The 18,225-nt window shown below is 55.5% G+C and carries 16 protein-coding genes and 1 pseudogene; 12 read left to right on the top strand and 5 right to left on the bottom strand.

Features of this window, described 5'->3' with window-relative positions:
- Positions 1-12 precede the first annotated feature (12 nt).
- Positions 13-873 (bottom strand): haloalkane dehalogenase, encoded by an 861-nt coding sequence (locus DC3_RS09405; protein ID WP_146884103.1) that lies wholly within the window; start codon positions 871-873, stop codon positions 13-15.
- 81 nt (positions 874-954) lie between these two features.
- Here DC3_RS09405 and DC3_RS09400 point away from each other — a divergent pair, with 81 nt between their 5' ends.
- Entirely contained in the window at positions 955-1,407 is a 453-nt protein-coding gene (locus DC3_RS09400; RefSeq protein WP_146884102.1) for a MarR family winged helix-turn-helix transcriptional regulator, read from the top strand.
- 35 nt (positions 1,408-1,442) lie between these two features.
- Here the strand turns inward: DC3_RS09400 and DC3_RS09395 are convergent, their stop codons facing one another.
- The gene (locus tag DC3_RS09395; protein WP_146884101.1) at positions 1,443-2,348 is read right to left on the bottom strand and encodes a LysR family transcriptional regulator; all 906 of its coding nucleotides are present in this window, start codon (positions 2,346-2,348) and stop codon (positions 1,443-1,445) included.
- Between the two features lie 69 nt (positions 2,349-2,417).
- Between DC3_RS09395 and DC3_RS09390 the strand changes: the two genes are divergently transcribed.
- From DC3_RS09390 to DC3_RS09380, 3 genes are all read left to right on the top strand, one after another.
- Positions 2,418-4,037, top strand: coding sequence for a M20/M25/M40 family metallo-hydrolase (locus DC3_RS09390; RefSeq protein ID WP_146884100.1), 1,620 nt, complete (start codon positions 2,418-2,420; stop codon positions 4,035-4,037).
- Between the two features lie 62 nt (positions 4,038-4,099).
- Complete coding sequence (locus DC3_RS09385) at positions 4,100-5,641, top strand: carboxylesterase/lipase family protein (RefSeq protein ID WP_146884099.1); 1,542 nt, start codon at positions 4,100-4,102, stop codon at positions 5,639-5,641.
- Between the two features lie 207 nt (positions 5,642-5,848).
- The gene (locus DC3_RS09380; protein ID WP_146884098.1) at positions 5,849-6,319 is read left to right on the top strand and encodes a hypothetical protein; all 471 of its coding nucleotides are present in this window, start codon (positions 5,849-5,851) and stop codon (positions 6,317-6,319) included.
- Between the two features lie 4 nt (positions 6,320-6,323).
- Here the strand turns inward: DC3_RS09380 and DC3_RS09375 are convergent, their stop codons facing one another.
- On the bottom strand, positions 6,324-7,157 hold the full coding sequence (locus tag DC3_RS09375; RefSeq protein WP_146884097.1) for an MBL fold metallo-hydrolase: 834 nt from the start codon (positions 7,155-7,157) through the stop codon (positions 6,324-6,326).
- A gap of 346 nt (positions 7,158-7,503) precedes the next feature.
- Here DC3_RS09375 and DC3_RS09370 point away from each other — a divergent pair, with 346 nt between their 5' ends.
- The 4 genes and pseudogenes from DC3_RS09370 to DC3_RS09360 all read left to right on the top strand — a co-directional run bounded on the left by DC3_RS09370 (position 7,504) and on the right by DC3_RS09360 (position 12,024).
- Complete coding sequence (locus tag DC3_RS09370) at positions 7,504-9,201, top strand: hypothetical protein (protein ID WP_146884096.1); 1,698 nt, start codon at positions 7,504-7,506, stop codon at positions 9,199-9,201.
- A gap of 9 nt (positions 9,202-9,210) precedes the next feature.
- A pseudogene (locus DC3_RS30135) lies at positions 9,211-9,543 on the top strand (MBL fold metallo-hydrolase); the annotation flags it as partial.
- A gap of 702 nt (positions 9,544-10,245) precedes the next feature.
- A complete protein-coding gene (locus tag DC3_RS29725; protein ID WP_246130615.1) occupies positions 10,246-11,604 on the top strand; it encodes a hypothetical protein in 1,359 nt (452 codons plus the stop codon).
- A gap of 129 nt (positions 11,605-11,733) precedes the next feature.
- Positions 11,734-12,024, top strand: a complete 291-nt coding sequence (locus DC3_RS09360) for a hypothetical protein (protein WP_146884094.1) — start codon at positions 11,734-11,736, stop codon at positions 12,022-12,024.
- An 80-nt stretch (positions 12,025-12,104) separates the two neighbouring features.
- Here DC3_RS09360 and DC3_RS09355 read toward each other — a convergent pair whose 3' ends face one another.
- Together DC3_RS09355 and DC3_RS09350 are read right to left on the bottom strand one after the other, a co-directional pair.
- Complete coding sequence (locus DC3_RS09355; protein ID WP_146884093.1) at positions 12,105-12,896, bottom strand: carboxypeptidase-like regulatory domain-containing protein; 792 nt, start codon at positions 12,894-12,896, stop codon at positions 12,105-12,107.
- Between the two features lie 158 nt (positions 12,897-13,054).
- Positions 13,055-13,891, bottom strand: coding sequence for a DeoR/GlpR family DNA-binding transcription regulator (locus tag DC3_RS09350; protein WP_222594733.1), 837 nt, complete (start codon positions 13,889-13,891; stop codon positions 13,055-13,057).
- Between the two features lie 318 nt (positions 13,892-14,209).
- On the opposite strand from DC3_RS09350, the gene DC3_RS09345 reads away from it, so the two are divergent.
- From DC3_RS09345 to DC3_RS09330, 4 genes are all read left to right on the top strand, one after another.
- A complete protein-coding gene (locus DC3_RS09345; RefSeq protein WP_146884092.1) occupies positions 14,210-15,136 on the top strand; it encodes a sugar ABC transporter substrate-binding protein in 927 nt (308 codons plus the stop codon).
- Between the two features lie 96 nt (positions 15,137-15,232).
- A complete protein-coding gene (locus DC3_RS09340; protein WP_222594732.1) occupies positions 15,233-16,267 on the top strand; it encodes an ABC transporter permease in 1,035 nt (344 codons plus the stop codon).
- Between the two features lie 16 nt (positions 16,268-16,283).
- On the top strand, positions 16,284-17,102 hold the full coding sequence (locus DC3_RS09335) for an ATP-binding cassette domain-containing protein (protein ID WP_146884091.1): 819 nt from the start codon (positions 16,284-16,286) through the stop codon (positions 17,100-17,102).
- 191 nt (positions 17,103-17,293) lie between these two features.
- Positions 17,294-18,223 carry a TIM barrel protein gene (locus DC3_RS09330; protein WP_146884090.1) on the top strand — a complete coding sequence of 310 codons (930 nt, stop codon included), beginning with the start codon at positions 17,294-17,296 and terminating at the stop codon, positions 18,221-18,223.
- Positions 18,224-18,225: the final 2 nt, after the last annotated feature.

The raw sequence follows: 18,225 nt of genomic DNA, 5'->3' as shown, positions 1-18,225 counted from the left end.
CTGTTTGAGGGGTCAGGTCCAAAGGGAGTTTCGTTTCATCCATCCATTGATGGCAGCCGCAATGGCTTCAGGCTGGTCTTCCGGGGCAAGGTGTCCTGCAGGTCCACAGTGCTGGATTTCCAGATGGCTGATGTTTTCTCTGCACCATTCCACCAGTTGCGGAGTCACCATCAGGGTGGGAGAGCCTTCAAAGGTCAGCAGCAGTTTGGGTACGTCTATGCTGTGTTTCAGCCAGTGGTTGTAGGCTTTAATGCGCTCGATCACGTCCTGGGGTTCACCTTCCAGAGGCATTGCTCTGGGCCATTCCAGCAGGGGACGGCGGCTTGGCGGGGTCAGGAAGGGCTGCAGGTACGCCTGAAAATCTTCTGGAGCAAGAGGGGTGAGCACCGTTGCTGTGAGTGCGGTCTCCAGATACTGCAGGTCCTCCATGATCATTTTTTCGCCCTTTCCAGGGGTGCGGATGGCTTCAAAGCGTGTTTTCGCTGCAGGAGGGAATTCCTCCCAGGTCATGGGTTTCAGGATGGTTTCCATGAAGACGATGCCTCTGGTTTTTTCACTGTGACGCCTGGCCCAGTCGAAAGCCAGTGCCCCTCCCCAGTCGATGCCCACCAGAATGATGTTTTCAAGTTGCAGGGCATCCATCCAGGCATCCAGGTAACGGGCGTGGTCAGCAAACCGGTAGGGGAGGTCGGGTTTGCCAGATTTCCCCATGCCGATCAGGTCCAGGGCAAGGGTTCTCGCGTTCTGGATCTGGGGCAGAACATTGCGCCACAGGTGGGAGGAAACGGGGCTGCCGTGCAGAAAGACCACCGGGGTCCCTGCACCTGCATCCTGGTAGAAAAGGGTGGAATCAAGGACCTGAATTTCGGGCATGAAACACCTCCTGTGCCACGACCATGCTATGATGGTCAGGTACCTGTCCAATATACTAGATAGACAGGTACCTGTCTACTTATGTCTGAATCCCCTGACCTTCCCAGTTCCATCGGTGTGCTCCTCAGGCTCCTCAACCAGAACTTCTCCATGCACGTTGGGCAGGCCCTCGCAGAGGCCGGATTTGGCGACCTCGGCCAGATGCATTCCAATGTCTTCACCTTCGTGCCCGAAGAGGGCATTCAGGTCAGTGAACTTGCCACGCTCGCCCGGGTGCGCAAACAGACCATGGCACAGGCCGTGGAAGAGCTCGAAAAACGCGGCTACATTGAGCGTCACCCCGATCCCAGTGACAAAAGGGGCCGTCTGGTGTTCCTCACCGAAAAAGGCAAACAGGTGCGCCCCACCGCCATGCAGGCAGGTGAAAAGGTGGAGGCCCACTGGTCCGAACTTCTGGGTGAAAAAGAACTGGAGGACCTGCGAAGACTCCTGCAGACCCTCCTCAGAAAACTTTCAGAAGAGGGTCCTGCCTGAACGTGCAGAACAGTCCATGCATCAAATGAACCTCTTCAAACCCGATGGACCGGACCCTGATGCAGGGTGGACGCCTTCAGGACCTGCGGATTGCACAGCAGATCCAGCACCACCCGCACATGAGGCAGCAGGAGGGTCTCCGCTCTGGTCACCACCCCGAGGGTGCGTGCAGCAAACACAGGCAAGCCCTGCAAACGCACCCCTGCCGGATGAGGCTCGGTGGTGAGCCTGGGCAGGATCGAGAATCCCATTCTGGAGGCCACCATCGCCAGAACACTGCTTTCTTCCTGCAGGCTGAGCACCGGCTTCAGGTGGGTCCAGGACGGTTCATCTGCGTGGGCTTCCCGGCCAAAACGGATGAAAGGCAGGTCTTTCAGGTCTTCCCAGTTCTGGATGTCTGGTGTGTTTGATGGCAGCACCAGCACATAAGGATCGGTGAGGATCGGAAAAGCCTGCAAACGGGAGTCGGCAGGCAGGTGCGCGATGCCAAGCTGGCAGTGGCCTTCAAGCACCTCTCTGGAGGCGTCCTCGCGGTTCAGGCACCCATCAAAGATGTCCAGCCTGATGCCGGGATGCTGGCTGTAAAGGTGCTGCATCACCACTGGAAGCAGGTGCGTGGCCACACTGCGGTAACAGGCAATGCTCACCATTCCAGACAGAACCTCTTCAGCTGCAGTCTCCTCCACAAGCTGCATTGTGAGCTGCAAGATGGTCCTGGCACGAATCAAAACCAGCGTCCCTTTCTGGGTCAGTGTGATGCCTCTGGCGTGACGGGTCAACAAAACAGCATTCAGCCCCTGTTCCAGGCTGGACACACTGTGGCTCAGGCTGGACTGGGTGACCCCCAGAGCAGCTGCCGCACGGCTGAAGCCCTGGTGCTCGACCACGGCAGTGAAGGCACGAAGCTGTGCAAGGGTGGGCTGGAAAGCCATCGAAAACATTCATACCACATGTCACGCCATGAACGCATTCGGTTGAGCGTGCATTCCCACCCCCATTAGCATGGGTCCATGTCAAAAACAACTTCGGCCCCTTCTGGACAGCCTGCAGAAGACTGTGCCTCAAATTGGTTCTCCCTTGCCCGTGACCTCACCCTCAAAATGGTGGAGCAACCCAGCATCACAGGCACGCCCGGAGAAGCCTGTTTTGCACCGTGGTTGATGCAGGAACTGTCCCAGTGGACCTGTTTTCAGAGGCACTCCCACCACCTGTGGCTCATGCCCACCCTGAACGACACCTGCGAGCGTCCAATTCTGTTTGCGCTGGTTCGGGGCCAGGGACCAGAAACGGTGATTCTGACTGGACATTACGATGTGGTGGGCACCGAGAATTTCGGCCATCTGTCCAGCCTTGCCTTTCACCCTGAAGCCCTGAAAGAAGCCCTGCTTTCTGGCGCACTTCCAGCAAAAGTGGAACAGGATTTGCAGCAGGGCTTTTTGCCAGGCAGGGGCATGCTGGACATGAAAAGTGGTCTGGCAGCAGGACTGACCGTCCTGCACGAATGGGACCCCTCCACACAGGGCAACCTGCTTTTCATTGCTGTCCCGGATGAAGAGGAAACCTCACTTGGCATGCGCAGTGCCGTGCAAATGTTGCCAGAGGTTCTGAAACAGCATGACCTGACTCTGGTGGCTGCCATCAACCTGGATGCCACCACCGATCAGGAAACAGGAGAAGATGGACAGGCCATTTTTCTGGGCAGCGTTGGAAAACTCTTGCCCTTCGTGTGGATACAGGGCTGTCCTACCCACAGCGGAGCGCCCATCGACGGCATCAACGCAGCTTTCCTGTCCAGTGAACTGGTGCGCCTGCTGGAATGGAACCCTGCATTCGGGGAAGGAGGAGAAGACCCTGCACCCCCCATCACGGTGCTCTACCAGAGTGAAATCCGCTCCCGCTACGACGTGACCACACCAGCACAGGCCTGGACGGTGTTCAACGTGCTCACCCACCACCGGAGGCCTGCCGATGTTTTGAATTCTCTGAAGGAGGCCTGCATACAGTCCTTTGCAGATGCGCTCCAGACGCTGCACCGACGCCAGTTCCAGTTCGTGCCAGACCATCAGGCCACAGTGCTGACTTTTCAGGAACTGGTGGAAAGGGCATCCCAGTGCGACCCTGAAGGGACCCGTGACGCCCTGTCACAGAATCCAAAACTGGACGCGAGGGCAGCTTCACGGGAATGCTGCACCTCCCTTGCCGCACTGGCCCGAATTTCCGGGCCAGCGTATGTGGTGGGTTTCGCCCCACCTTTCTACCCCAGCACCCTGCTGGGCGACAGCGAACAGGAGATCCATGTGCGCTCCTGCATGCAAGAGGTGGTGGGAGGTCTTCAAAAGGACGGACTTTCCCTCAAGGTGCGCTCTTTCTACCCTGGAATCTCGGACATGAGTTTCATTGCGCCACGGCTTGGACCTCAGGACCTGGAGACCTGGGCACAAAACGCCGCTGTTCCAGAACGCTGGACTGTTCCAGATGTTCCCCTGAATTGTCCGGTGGTCAACATCGGTCCCTGGGGCAGGGATTACCATCAGAAATGGGAAAGGGTGCATGAGGGACATGCTTTTGGATGGCTTCCTGAAGTGCTCCAACGGGCATGTCTGGCCCTGCTGAGCTCGGGTGAATCCTGACCCTGTGTTCCTCCTCATCAGAGGAATACAATCAGGATGCAGTCCAAATCCAGGAGGTCCACATGCAAAATCCACGTTCTCACTTCAACCTCCCGAAACAGGGCGCCCTGAAGGGCCTGTATCACGAAGAGTCAGGCATTCATGCTTATCTGGGCATTCCTTACGCGCAGCCTCCGGTGGGGCCTTTGCGCTGGAGGGCACCTGAGCCCGCACTTCCCTGGGAGGGCACCAGGGACGCCACCCAGTTTGGCCCCAGGGCCATGCAGCTCCCGGTTTTTGGAGACATGCAGTTTCGTTCCCCTGCAGTGTCCGAAGATTGCCTCTACCTGAACGTCTGGACCCCTGACCCCCAGCCACAGGCCAACCTGCCCGTACTGGTGTACTTCCATGGCGGAGGGCATGTGGCTGGAGATGGCTCCGAACCCCGCTACGATGGTGAGGCACTGGCACAGCAGGGACTGCTGGTGGTGACGGTGAATTACCGCCTGGGGGTGTTTGGGTTCCTCAGTCACCCTGAGCTTGAAGGGGGAAACTTCGGTTACCTGGACCAGAACCTGGCCCTAAGGTGGGTGCAGGAGCACATCCGATATTTCGGGGGCAACCCGGAACGGGTGACCATTGCAGGAGAATCCGCCGGATCGGTCTCGGTCAGTGCGCACATGGCATCCCCTCTGTCCAGGGATCTGTTCTCTGCGGCCATCGGATCGAGCGGTTCCCTGCTGGGGACCCTCTCCGCCATGCCCCTTGAGGAGGGACAGCGAACAGGACAGAAATTCATGGAGGCCGCAGGAGGGGCAACCCTTGAAGACCTGCGCCAGCTTCCTGCAGAGGTCCTGCTGAAACACGCAGAACCTTTTGGCATCCCAGGCTTCCCTGCGGTTGTGGATGGGCATTTCTTCAGGGAAGTGCCTCTGCAGACGTTTGCACAGAAACAGCAGGCCCCGGTGCCCTTGCTGGTGGGCTGGAACAGCCAGGAGATGGACGCCGGTTTCTTGCTTGGACCTCCACCCTACACGGTGGAACAGTACCAGAAGACCCTGCAGAGCAGATTCGGGGAGCTTGCAGATGACCTTTTCAGGGTGTATCCCGCCCAGACGGACCAGGAGGTGGATGACGCTGCCACTGCCCTCTCCGGAGACCTCTTCATCGGGTACAGCACTGGGAAATGGGCAGAGCTGCACAGTCTGGCAGGACACCCTGTTTTCCGTTACCTGTACAGCCATCCCCGACCCCACATGACCGAATCTTTTGCAGGCCAGGTGCCAGGTCTTGCCGGAGGAACCCGTGAGGCCACAGCAGCCGAAATGGTCCCTCCTGCAAAAGGGGCGGTGCACTCTGCGGACATCGAGTACTTCATGGGGAATCTGGACTCAAACCCGGTGTACGCCTGGACGGAAAAAGACTTCGAACTCTCTAAACTCATGCAGCGGGTTTACGTGCATTTCGCCAGAAACCATGATCCCAACCATGAAGGACTTCCAGTGTGGCCTCGGCTGGAGGGAGGCCAGGGGACCCTGATGGAATTGAATCTTCCTCCACAGGTGTTCTCAGATCCACATCCTGAGCGTCAACTGGTGCTGGAACGCTGGATGACCAGAGGGTAAGTTTTCTCAGTGGGCCGCCCGAGGAGCGTTTCGGGTGGCCCATCCAGAGGGTGCAGTCAGAAGACAGCACCTTTGCCAGTGTCTTTGTTTTCTCTCATCCCAGATAAGCATTCTGGCGGTTGACGGCACCATCACAACACCAGAGGGTCATTTCTGTAATAATTCAGTCACTCTATGTTTGATGGACCCGCATCAAAATTCTTCTTTGTGTTGAGGACCCTGATCCTGACCCTGGCGGGGGGCCTGATGCTGTCCCACGCTGCCGAACTGCCCCTCAGTCAGGTGCTGCGCAGGCAACAGGCGGCTTACTTTGATGTGGAAGCGCAGAAGGCCCGCTTTGTTTTCGACAACCGGGATTTTTCACTGAGTCTGGGGATTCCCACGGGGGCTGCACGCATCCAGGTCATGAAGTTTTATTTTGCTGGACGCAAGATGACCCACCAGCAGGCCATTCGCATCAGTGGTTTGCTGTCCGGGGTGGCGCGCACCTGCTACCAGCTGGGCGCAGATCAACAGGGTGAGCTGGGGGCCTTCCTGAAGTTCTGGCTGATCCAGCATGACATTCCCCGCCAGAAGAACATCGGGTCCCTGAAACTGGATGTCCGGCACCTCCCAGACGGTGGGGTGGTGGTGGGCCTGACCCGCACTGGAAAGACCAGTTTGTGCCAGGCCCTCTGAAGCCTCACTCTGCGAACAGGTAGAGTTCTCCGGGTTGCAGCAGATGACAGCGCTGAAAAGGAGCGCGTCTGTCGAGTTCATCAAAGAGCATGCCCGGATTCACCCGGTTTCCATCGAACAGGTCATTGTGGGTACCGATCAGCACTTTTGCTCCGATCAGCACGGCCAGTTCAATGGCCTCTCCGGGCCACAGGTTGCCGACCAGTCCCTGGCTTTCCCGGTGAAAGTCCCGTCCATTGATGGGCAGCAGGGCAAGATCAATGTGTTTGCCTTTCAGGGCATCCAGCAACTCGGGAATCACGATGGTGTCCCCCGAGTGGTACACTGTCACGCCACCACACTCAATCAGAAACCCCATCCAGCGGGCGTGCCCTGTTTCACGCAATTCGTGCTGGTAATGGGCGGCAGGAATTGCGGTGTAGGTCAGGTCTCCCAGCTTCAGGGCTTCGCCCAGAACGGGAACCACAATGCGGTCTTCAGGGACTCCAGCTTGCAAGGCCACGTCCCGACCTTCCCAGGAGGTCACCAGGGTGGCTTGCGGTGAGGCCTGCATCAGGGGCCCAAGGGTGGGACCGTCTGCATGGTCCATGTGCTCGTGGGTGGCAAACACCGCACTGGCATGGTGAATCTGTGAAGGGTCGGCAGGGATCGGGAAACGCCTTCTGGGGCCTCCAATGTCTTCAATGGAGTCGGAGAGGTAGGGGTCAATGTAAAAAATGGTGTTGCCACCTTTGATCACAAAACCCGACTGCCCCAGCGACCACAGGGCAAGCTGCCCTTCTGGCACATTCAGGCGGTCAATGCGGGAAATCAGGTCCTGCGGGGTGGGGTGTGTCATGGGTTCCTTTCAGCACAGGCCACAATTGACCTGGTTTTAGCGATAAAAACACCATGAGTGTACGATCTGGGACCTCCAGCATCGAATCGATTTCCATACGAATAGGCACTTTTCAGGCCTTGCTGTACACAGAGCAACCACCAGATGGAAGGGATTTCGAAATGAAATCGACATTTGAAGGCTTGCATTTGGACTTTGAAAAGATCAGCCCTTAAAATTCAATAGGGTGCTTTCCTGATCTTCTTCAAAGCTTTTCCCTTAGTAAAAGCTCTTTTTTTTGGGGTAGCCTGAGAAAGGCACCTTACACTGACACTTTGAATGCCAACTAAAATCGGGAGGATTTGAAGTGTTGGTAGACTTGAAGAAGCTCTTTTTTTGCATGTTGTTTCTGTTGGGTTTTTCCAGTACAGTTGCGCAGAAACTAGCTCTCCAGACCCACTCTTTAAGCATCCGAGGTGGTGTGGGTGAAAACCTTGATGTCTCAATCGAGATCAGCGGTGTAGCCAATCCCATGAAGATCAAGAGCACTTTTGCTCTGCAGAGGATGGAAACCCTGGAACCTTTTGATTGCCTCGCGGTATCGGAAAGCAAAGCAGGCGCAGCACTGGATAAAGTCAAATTGATGCTTGATCCAGGCCAGAACACTTCAGAACATACCATTTACCGAATCACAGGTGTTTTCCCGACTGCGGGGCTTTATTGTGGACTACTTACTTTCACCCAGGGTACAGAGACAGTAAATTTACCTGTTCGTCTGCTTTCGCAGAACAACTTGAAGCTGCTGGTGAATTCTGAATCGCAGGTCAAGTACCAGTTCAAAGAAGGGGAGGATTTCCAGTTGCGTCTCCCTTTGACCAGCAGTACTGGCCAGGACTTCAAAGTCACTGCACTTGCCCTGTCTCTGATGCACCAGCAGTCTTTGAAACATGTGGTTTTGCGCGGTTGTCTCGCAGAAATTGAGGACAAAGCCTCTCAGGATGCCTGTGCTCTGGCTCAACAATCCACAACTCGTTCACCGTTGACCCAAGAAACCACCACTGCGAGGTCCCATTCGGAAGGGCCTCAGCCTCCTCCAGAGATCAAAGTGGCCGCATTGCCAGATGAAACAGCAGCTTGTGCGAGTGGTCAAGTGTGCAGCCAGATGGGAGCTGCCCACCTGTTGTTCGATTCAAATCAGGGTGAGCATCTTCTGGCAGGGCTGTACAAAGGTGAAATGCAGTTTCGGGTGGTAGGATCCAGTTCGCTGGTCACCCTGCCTTTTGAAGCCTCGATCAAAGATGGTCCTGGCCTTGCCCGCCTGATTCTGGCTCTTGGAATTCTCATCGCCATTGTGGCAAGTCATCTCAAGGCATATGATGCTTCGCCTGCAGCTGAACGTGATCTGAAAATCAATCAACTGGAGCGCCAGATGACTGCGCTTTTCTCCCAGGATCTGCCTCAAGAATTGAGGGCACCTGAAATGCTTGCAACTCTTTTGGACCGCCTCAAGTTTGCCCGAATGCTGGTTGAAGAACATGATAGGACAACGGTGGACCCACTGATTGAGCAGATCGCACTGCGCATTGAAATGTTCTCAAGACTGGTTAAAGTTCATCAGAGCAGCGACAAGATCACAGATTACCCTACAGAGCTCAACAAGATTCTAAACCTTCTGCTTTCTGACCAGGTGCTTATCAAGAATGACATTAACAACATGATCGACCACCTGATGACACGCCCCATCCTCCAAGCAGACGGAGCTGTGCAAGGTGAGCAGGCAGGGAAACAGCTCCAGCCGCCCAATTCCATGGGCATCTTCCTCACCAGAGTGATGGCGAACCTCCTTGTGGTGCCTTACAGTACCCCCAAACTCTGGATGCGTTTCTTGTTGTATTTGGTTTTTGTTTGCCTGCTGAGCATGGTGGTCTTTGCCAACAATTACGACTCAAATCCTGTTTTCGGTGCAGATTATCGCGACTATCTTGCACTGTTTCTGGCAGGTGCTGGTGCCCAGTTGACAGGACAGACCATCGGCAGTCTCTCTATTGCAGGAAGAGGAAAGTGAGGAAGACCAATGATCATCCCTGTGCAAGACATTAAAATTCACATGCTGGATGTGGGGTCCACCCGATATGGAGATTGTCTGCTGTGTGAAATCGGGTCGTTTCGAGTACTGATAGATGGAGGACACCAGCACAACTTTGCTTCATCCTCGGACGTCTCCATTCCAGAACAGCTTGAGAAACTGCTGGGAGAGCCTGCTCCAGTTCGGATTGATTGTCTGATCGTCACCCATACCCACAGTGACCACATAGGTTGTCTTCCAGAACTGGTGGCTCACTCAACGATACAGGTGAAGTATGCCCTGGTTAGTGATCCTGAGCTCGGATGGCCTGCCTGGACTCCATCTGCCCTGACAACAGATGCAGGCTCTATTTCCGTGGTGGACCATGCCGACCTCCTGCGGTTCAGTTTTCGAGAAGAAGTGAACGATGACATGCTTGTGGCAGATGCAGCAGAAATGACAGCCATGGCCAGAAAGTCACTGCAAGACAGGGAACGTTATGAAACCATGCTTACTGCCCTCAGAAGCCAGACGGAGATCATGGTGCATTATGGAAGACCAGAAGACTCAGCAAAGCTGGAGCAACTTGTAGACATCCTCGAACAGCATTACCTGAAAATACTTGGTCCAGATGGGCACCAGCTTCAGATCTGTGCAGATCGTATTGACCGTTTAAAACGTCAGGTCCTACCAGCTCTGGATGCAGATTCGGGCCCGGCAGGTTTTTCTTTGCTGGCAGCTGGAACCGCAGATCGGCCTGGCGCTGCGGTGAACAACCAGAGTATTGTGATGGTCCTGCACCATCCTGATTTCAAGGTGTTGCTTTCAGGAGACATGCAATTTGCTGAGCCTGGTGTGGGCAGCCTGGAGAATTCCATGGCTGCACTTCTGGACAACATCAGACAACATGGACCTTTTGATCTGGTCAAACTGGGTCACCACGGCAGCAAAACCGCCTTGAACCAGGAGGTTGGTGAGGCGCTGAATTGCACAACCTTTCTGATTTCTGGAGGTCTGGGAAGGGGAGAACTGCCAGATGCAGAAGTGCTGGAATGGCTCAGCCAGCAACCCGCTGTCCGTTGGGCCAGAACGTCTTGCAACGGCTGGGTGACTGCCACAAAACAGGTTGGATCTGGGGTTCAGCTGCAAACCTCTAGAGGCAACCTCAACGACCGGACCCTTTTCCGGGCGACTTCAGATGCAGGTGGTCTGGACATAGACCAGAAGGTTTTCAGCCATCATACCGCTGTGCGTCTCGGGACGACAACAAAACAAGGAAAAAAGAGTGATTTGGCAGCCATGGAAGAGAGCTTCGTGCTTGCGAACGGAAGACAACTGCCACATCTGCTGTTTGTGACCAGCAAAGCACGATTGCAAAACAGAATAGGTGCTGATGGCATGGCACAGGTGGTTCAAATGATTGCAGCTGCTGGACAGGAGCTGCTGGATGTGCAGGGAAGTGATTATCAGAGTTGTTCTGGCGAGATTCTGGCTGCTTTACAAAACCATCCAGGGCTCTACCAGGGGGTGGTGTTGATTGGTGGTCACATGGTTGTGCCCTTTGCCAGGGTGGACACCTTTGATCACACTGGTGTGCAAGACCCAGATGGACAGCGAAAAAGCGACATAGACCATTTTATTGTCTGGTCTGATGATGTCTATGCAGATCCAGATGGTAAAGGCCCTCTGGGCCTTCCCGTGTCCCGCATCCCAGATGGCAAATCCAGTGAACTGGTGTTGAAAGCCCTGGCAACTCCAGACACACAAATGACCCAGATCCCTTTTGGGATTTACAACATGCACCGCCCATTTGCTCACAAGGTCTTCAAATTGATCGATCCGAATGCCCAGCTGGAAGCTTCTGGTCCCATTTTCCATTCTCAAATACCTTATGACAGATTTCAGGCCCAAAGGGTCTACATCATGCTTCATGGCACCGATTTTGATGGGAAGCTTTACCTGGGAGAAATGACTGATGGGTCCCAGAAAAAGACCGTTGCCCTGATGAACATCCAGGGTTCAGCTGGACAGGTGGTATTTACAGGTTGCTGCTGGGGATCACTGCTCAGTGGAAAAAAGGCGAGGGTCGACTCACCCATCATCGACCGTACACCCGACGAATTGATTGGTTTAAAATTCCTGATGGAGGGTGCCAGGGCTTTTGTTGGCTGTTCAGGAACCCACTATTCATCAGATCGGGCTGATGTTTTTGATTTTGCCATTCCTATCCACCACTATTTTTGGACTTACTTCCAACAAGGAGAAGTGCCTGCAGTGGCACTGTTTCGTGCCAAACAAAAGTACCAGCAGGAGTTTGTAGAGCAATTCAGATTTGATCCCATGCGTAGAAACATTTACCGCAAGTGCATGTGGCAATACTCATGCTTGGGGCTAGGATGGTGAAATGCAAATGAAAATGCCTGAAGAGATGACGGATTTTTATCCCTTCAGGCTGCAATGTGTTGCGTTTTACGACTTCAGACGTTCAGCCAGTGCCCTGCTGGTTGGAGCGCTTCAGGGAAAGGGGAGAGCATGACGAAAAAAACACTTGAAGAACTGCAACAACTGGTCAGTGCAGCAAAGCCTGGATTTGAAGTCGTGGAGACCACACCAGAAACCGAGATCCGTGCTGATTTTATTGCACATCAGACAGAGAGGAAGCCAAAATACAATGCCACAGGAGTGAACCCGCTGGTGAAGGCTGCGTCAGAAGAACCCCAGAAGACTTTGCTGGTGAAAGTGTCTTCCAGAACAAATCCTGAAGAGCTTCGAACCTTGATCTTCGATGAGGAAACAGGTGCACTGATTGGAGAGCAAGGCTGAATCCAGTAGTTGTGCCAATTGGCCCAGGACCATGCAAGCCAGGGAGGTGCAAGGTTCACTGATGGATTGTGTTCAGCCATTCATTTCCCCTGGCAGGATTGCAGGATGTCCGGGCAGTCGTCGTCGCTGATTTCCAGCCACATCACAGGCCTGATGGAATAGAAGTCCTTCCAGAACCCCCCTCTGAAGCTCTTCTGGAAAGGGGTGTCCGGTCCTCCACTGGCTGCTTTCTTGACAAAGAGGGGCTTGCCATCGAGCGTGACCGTCACGTCATACGTCCCATACATGACATTTTTGATGATGTATCCATCGGCGGTGTTGGTGAGGCCAGAGGTGAAGGTTTTTCCTGCTGTACCGTCTGCGAGTTTGCCCACGGGTTTCAGGGTGACTTTCACTTTGTTGATGTCGGGAAAGAAGCCCAGCGCGGTCCGCACATTCACCACCCCGAGGTTGCCGTACGTTGTTTCAGAGGGTTTGTACACGAAGTTGCGCACGCCACCTGCTGCACCTGCCACCACATCTTCATTCTGGGGAATCAGGTCGATTTCGATGGATTCCCCGTTGTATTTCAGCATCATTTTTGCGGTGATGTTCCAGGTCCCGGCAGGCTGACGGATGTCCAGGCTGTATTCGCCTTTCTCGTTGGTGTACCCGATCACGTTGGTGTTGTAATACAGGGTGTTGTCGGCGTAGATGGTGGCGTGCACGATGGGCTGACCTGCAGCATTGACCACTTTTCCGGTGACAAAGCCTTTTTTGACTTTCTGCTGGGCAGTGACCGCCCCTGATGCAGCAAAAGCGGTGCTGGTGTGGGCAACAAGGGGCAGGGAGATCAGGGTGAGGGCCATCAGTTTTGAAAGGTTTCTTTTCATGGGGGTCCTTCAGGTTTCTTGCAGGGAAGTTGATTTCCATTCCGGAGTTCTCTGCTGACCTGTTGGCACTGTACAGGGACCACCATGATTGAAAGATGGTTGTCTTTTCAGGGCCTGAGAGGAGGATGGTCTTCTTTGCAGGACGTGAAAATCCTCAGTCAATTCTGTCTGGGGAGGCTGGCCTGAGGGGAGTCATGGTTGGCAGGGTCAATGGGACTGGAGAAGACCACTTTCAGCTGAAGGTCTTTCATCTTGTCCAGAAACCCTGGAGGGGCCTGGGGATCGGTGACCAGCACATCAATGTCCTGCAGGGCGGCAAAGGAAGCCAGGGTGTGCCGCCCGATCTTGCTGGAATCCGAGACCACCACCCGCATTCTGGCGGCCCGGATCATGGCTTCTTTGGTCTGGGCTTCAATGATGTTGGGGGTGGCGTACCCCCGATCCACCGAGATGGAGGTGGTTCCCAGGAACACCTTGTCTGCGTAGTATTTTTGCAGGTTGTCCACTGTGGTGGGGCCAATTGCGGCTCCACTGTGGGGCCTGAGGGTGCCTCCGAGCAGCACCACCTCCCAGTTCCTGTCGGAGAACTCCAGCGATATGGGGATGGAGTTGGTGATGATGTAGAGCTTCTGGAAGCGGTTTTTCAGCACTTTTGCCAGGGTGAGGGTGGTGCTTCCAGAGTCGAGCAGCACGGTGTCCCCCTCTTCCACCAGTTCGGCGGCAGCGAGGGCAATGTGAAACTTGTCTTCGTTGTGGATTGCGATTTTTTCACCCATGCTGGGGTTGTAGAGGCTCTTGCTGGTGGCTTCGGCACTGCCGTGGCTTCGGCGCACCAGCCCCCGGCGCTCCAGTTCATCAAGGTCCTTACGAATGGTTACACTTGAAACCTGAAAGCGGGTTGCGAGTTCTTCGACTTTGACACTGCCCTGCACCTCTAGCAGTTCGATGATTTTTCCGCGACGCTCTGCCGTGCTCATGTTGGCTCTCCCGTTCACACTTGTTGATTATAGCCCTGAAGGTGGTTGCACTGTGGCCTGAAAGAGGAGAAGGGTCACACCAGGCCAGAGGGTGGAAAGAAGGGGACGCTGGAAGCCAGAAGTATTCCAGCAAACCTTTCAAATGAAAGATCTGGACTCCAGTCTAGCATTTTGAAGGTGGTCCGAAACATGAAGAAATTTGGACTGGCTTTAAACGTAAGATAATCAAAAGAAAACCTTGCGAATCTGTTGACATTCGAAAGAAGATGGGCTTATACTTCAGGCATCTGAAACAATCCAGTCGCCTGCCCAGACCGCAGGCCATTCGAGGAGACCATGAAAAAATCCCTGGCTTTTGTTGCGCTCACATTTGCTTTTGCTTCTCTGGCCCACGCCCAGACCCCCCGATTCGTGATGGTGACCCACGGTCAGGCCAGCGACCCCTTCTGGAGTGTGGTGAAACGCGGTGCAGATCAGGCTGCAAAGGACCTCAAGGTCAAGGTGGAATACCGTGCCCCGGAAACCTTTGACATGGTCAAGATGGGACAGCTCATTGATGCAGCCGTGGCGTCAAAACCCGACGGCATCATCGTGTCGATCCCTGACGCCGACGCACTGGGCAACAGCATTGAGAAAGCCGTGAAAGCCGGAATTCCCGTGGTCAGCATCAACTCCGGAGCGGATGTCTACCAGAAACTCGGGGTGCTGGTGCATGTGGGACAGGAAGAATACCTCGCAGGGAAAAAAGCCGGGGAGCGCATGAAATCCATGGGGGTCAAAAACGGGGTGTGCATCAACCACGAGGCCGGAAACGGCGGACTGGAACAGCGCTGCAAGGGCTTCCAGGACGGTCTGGGCAGCAAAGTCAGCATCCTGAATGTCAAAACCGACTTCACCGAGGCCCGCAACGCCATCAGCAATTACCTGCAACGCAACAAGAACGTGGACGGCATGCTCGCCCTTGGACCTGTGGGGGCAGAACCCATGCTGCAGGCCGTCGAACAGGGCAAACTGCGCAACCAGCTGAAACTCGGCACCTTTGACCTTTCCCCCACCGTGCTGGGTGCACTGGACAAGAACCAGATGGATTTCGCCATTGACCAGCAGCAGTACCTGCAAGGTTACCTGCCCGTGGTCACCCTGTCCCTGTTCAAGAAATACGGCACCCTGGTCGCCAACGACACCCTGCTGACCGGACCCGGTTTTGTCACCCCCAAAAATGCAAAACAGGTCATGGACCTCTCCAAAAAAGGCATTCGCTGATGTTCAGGGGGTGAAGGGCAGTCAGCTGCCCTTCACCCCATCCTGTCTCTGAGCGCTACAGGGCCAGACCTCAATCAAAACCCATTCAGGAGATGCATGAACCCGAGCATGTCAAAACCTCAAGATGAACGGCTGAAAAAAATCAGTCCACTGAAGAAACTGCTGTCCCGCCCGGAACTGGGCTCGGTGGCAGGTCTGATCCTGGTCTTTTCGTTTTTTGCATTGACGGCAGGGAACCAGGGCTTTCTGACGGTTTCTGGCACGGTCAATTACCTGGAAGTTGCAGCACAACTCGGCATTCTGGCCGTGACGGTCAGCCTGCTGATGATTGCAGGCGAATTTGACCTGTCCATCGGCTCCATGATCGGAGCAGCAGGCATGGTGATGGCCATCTCTGTGACCCAGTTCGGGCTTCCCGTGTGGCTGGGGATCGTGCTGGCCTTCGTGTTCGCGCTGCTGTTTGGATGGCTCAACGGTTTCCTGGTGATGCGCACAAAACTGCCGTCTTTCATCGTCACCCTGGCCAGCATGTTCATTTTGCGGGGCCTCACCCTGGCCCTCACCCGCATGGTTTCAGGCTCCACCCGCGTGTCTGGCCTGAAAGATGCTGCAGCTGGAGACCCTCTGGCCCTGCTTTTCAGTGGCAGCCTGCTCGGGCTTCCGGTGTCGGTGTGGTGGTGGGTGCTGCTCACCCTCATCCTCAGCTGGGTGCTGTTGCAGACCCGTTACGGCAACTGGATTTTCGGGGTGGGGGGAGATGCAAATGCGTCCCGCAACGTGGGGGTTCCGGTGGCCCGCGTGAAAATCAGTCTGTTCATGCTCACCGCTGCAAGTGCCACCCTGCTTGCCGTGATCCAGATCCTCAACACCGGGTCGGCAGACGTGCTGCGCGGCGAACTCAAGGAACTTGAAGCTGTTGCCGCTGCGGTGATCGGCGGGACCCTGCTCACCGGAGGCTTCGGCAGTGTGATCGGTGCAGCCATCGGGGCACTGATCCTCGGGATGGTCCAGCAGGGCATCTTCTTCACCGGCATCGACACCGACTGGTTCAAGGCCATCATGGGCAGCATGCTGCTCGGGGCGGTGCTGCTGAACAACCACCTGCGCAAGAAAGCCACAGAGGTCAAGTGATGAAAGGGGTGAAGTGATGAAAGGTCAGGGGACAGAGCCCATCATTGAATTGAAACAGGTTGCAAAGCACTTCGGTCCGGTGGTTGCCCTCAGTGGCATCGACCTGAAGGTGTACCCTGGAGAGGTGCACTGCCTGCTCGGAGACAACGGGGCAGGGAAGAGCACCCTGATCAAGATCCTTTCGGGCGTGCACGCACCCAGTGAAGGGGAGTTCCTGCTCGATGGTCAGCCTGTGACCTTCAAAGGTCCCCGTGACGCGCTGGACCGGGGGATTGCCACGGTCTTTCAGGACCTCGCCATGCTGCCCCTGATGAGCATCACCCGCAACTTCTTTCTGGGCCGCGAACCCCGCAGGCAGGTGGGGCCCCTGAAGGTCTTCGACCACCATTTCGCTGAGCGGGTGGCCCGTGAGGAAATGAAGAAAATGGGCATCGACGTGAGGGACCCCAACCAGCCTGTTGGAACGCTCTCCGGTGGTGAACGGCAGTGCGTGGCGATTTCCAGGGCGGTGTATTTTGGTGCCCGTGTGCTGATTCTGGACGAACCGACCTCTGCCCTTGGAGTCAATCAGGCCAGCGTGGTGCTCAAGTACGTGGCCCAGTCGGGAGCAAAGGGCCTCGGGGTCATTTTCATCACCCACAACGTGCATCACGCCTGGGCTGTCGGGAACACCTTCACGGTGCTGAAGCGCGGAAAGAGCTACGGAACCTTCCGCAAAGAGGACATCACCTGTGAAAAGCTGCTTTCCATGATGGCCGGGGGCGAAGAACTCAGCCGTCTGGAAGTGGAACTTTCGGAAATTGCGCGGGTGGACCAGCGGGGTGTGGTGTCGTGAAGCAACCACGCACGGACGTAATGCTGCGAAATCCTGTCTTGTGCCTTATGCTCAGAAAAAACAGACTTTCGTCCACAGGATTTTGAACGATCAAGCCCTGCTTCCTGACACAGATCACGCCTTGCTTTCGCAGCACAACAGGCCCTCGAAACCGCAGACCCCGTCAGGGTCGCAACCACTGGAGGACGCGCATGACCATCACTTACGGCAACGCCCCATGTTCCTGGGGCACCATTGAAGGCTGGGGACAGGGGATTCCCTTCTCCACCATGCTCGATGAACTGGTGGAGGCTGGATACACCGGAACTGAACTCGGCGATTACGGCTACATGCCCACTGATCCCGAAAAACTCTGGACGGAGCTTTCGAACCGAAACCTCACCATGCTCGGGGCCTACGAAGGGGTGTTCCTGAAAGACAGAACTGCCCACGCAGAAGGAGAAACCCGTGTGCTTCGCACAGCAAGGCTGCTGAAAAGCGTGGCCGACCTGGGGGACCCCGCCTGGCAACCCTTCGTGGTGCTGGCCGATGAGCACAGCAAAGACCCTGAACGCTTCCAGAACGCCGGGCACCAGAATCAAGATTCCAGCCTTTCAGAAGCACAGTGGCAGGTGTTCTGCGCTGGCGCAGAGCAAATCGCCCGTGCTGTCTGGAACGAGACGGGACTCAAAACGGTGTTTCACCATCACAGCGCGGGTTACGTGGAAACCCCTGAAGAGATGGATCGTTTCCTGGCAGGCACACCAGCAGACATCCTGGGTCTGGTCTTTGACACCGGACACTACCTGTTTGGCACCGGAACGAACGTCGCTGATCAGGTGCAAGAAGGACTCAGGCGCTTCAGGGACCGCCTGTGGTACGTGCATTACAAGGACCTGCAACCCGAAGTGGCCGCAGAAGTGCGGGTGCGGGGCTTCCATTACCAGGAGGCCATCGGACGTGGGGTGTTCTGCGAACTGGGCAGGGGCTGCATTGATTTTGCTGCCGTCCACCAGACCTTGCAGGACCTCGGGTATTCAGGCTGGGTGACGGTCGAGCAGGACGTGCTGCCCGGCATGGGTGCCCCGAAAGAAAGCGCCAGACGCAACCGCGAGCACCTGCGGTCTGTGACAGGCATCTGAGG

The organism is Deinococcus cellulosilyticus NBRC 106333 = KACC 11606, assembly GCF_007990775.1.
Lineage (GTDB): Bacteria > Deinococcota > Deinococci > Deinococcales > Deinococcaceae > Deinococcus_C > Deinococcus_C cellulosilyticus.
This window is presented reverse-complemented; position numbering and strand designations above follow the sequence as displayed.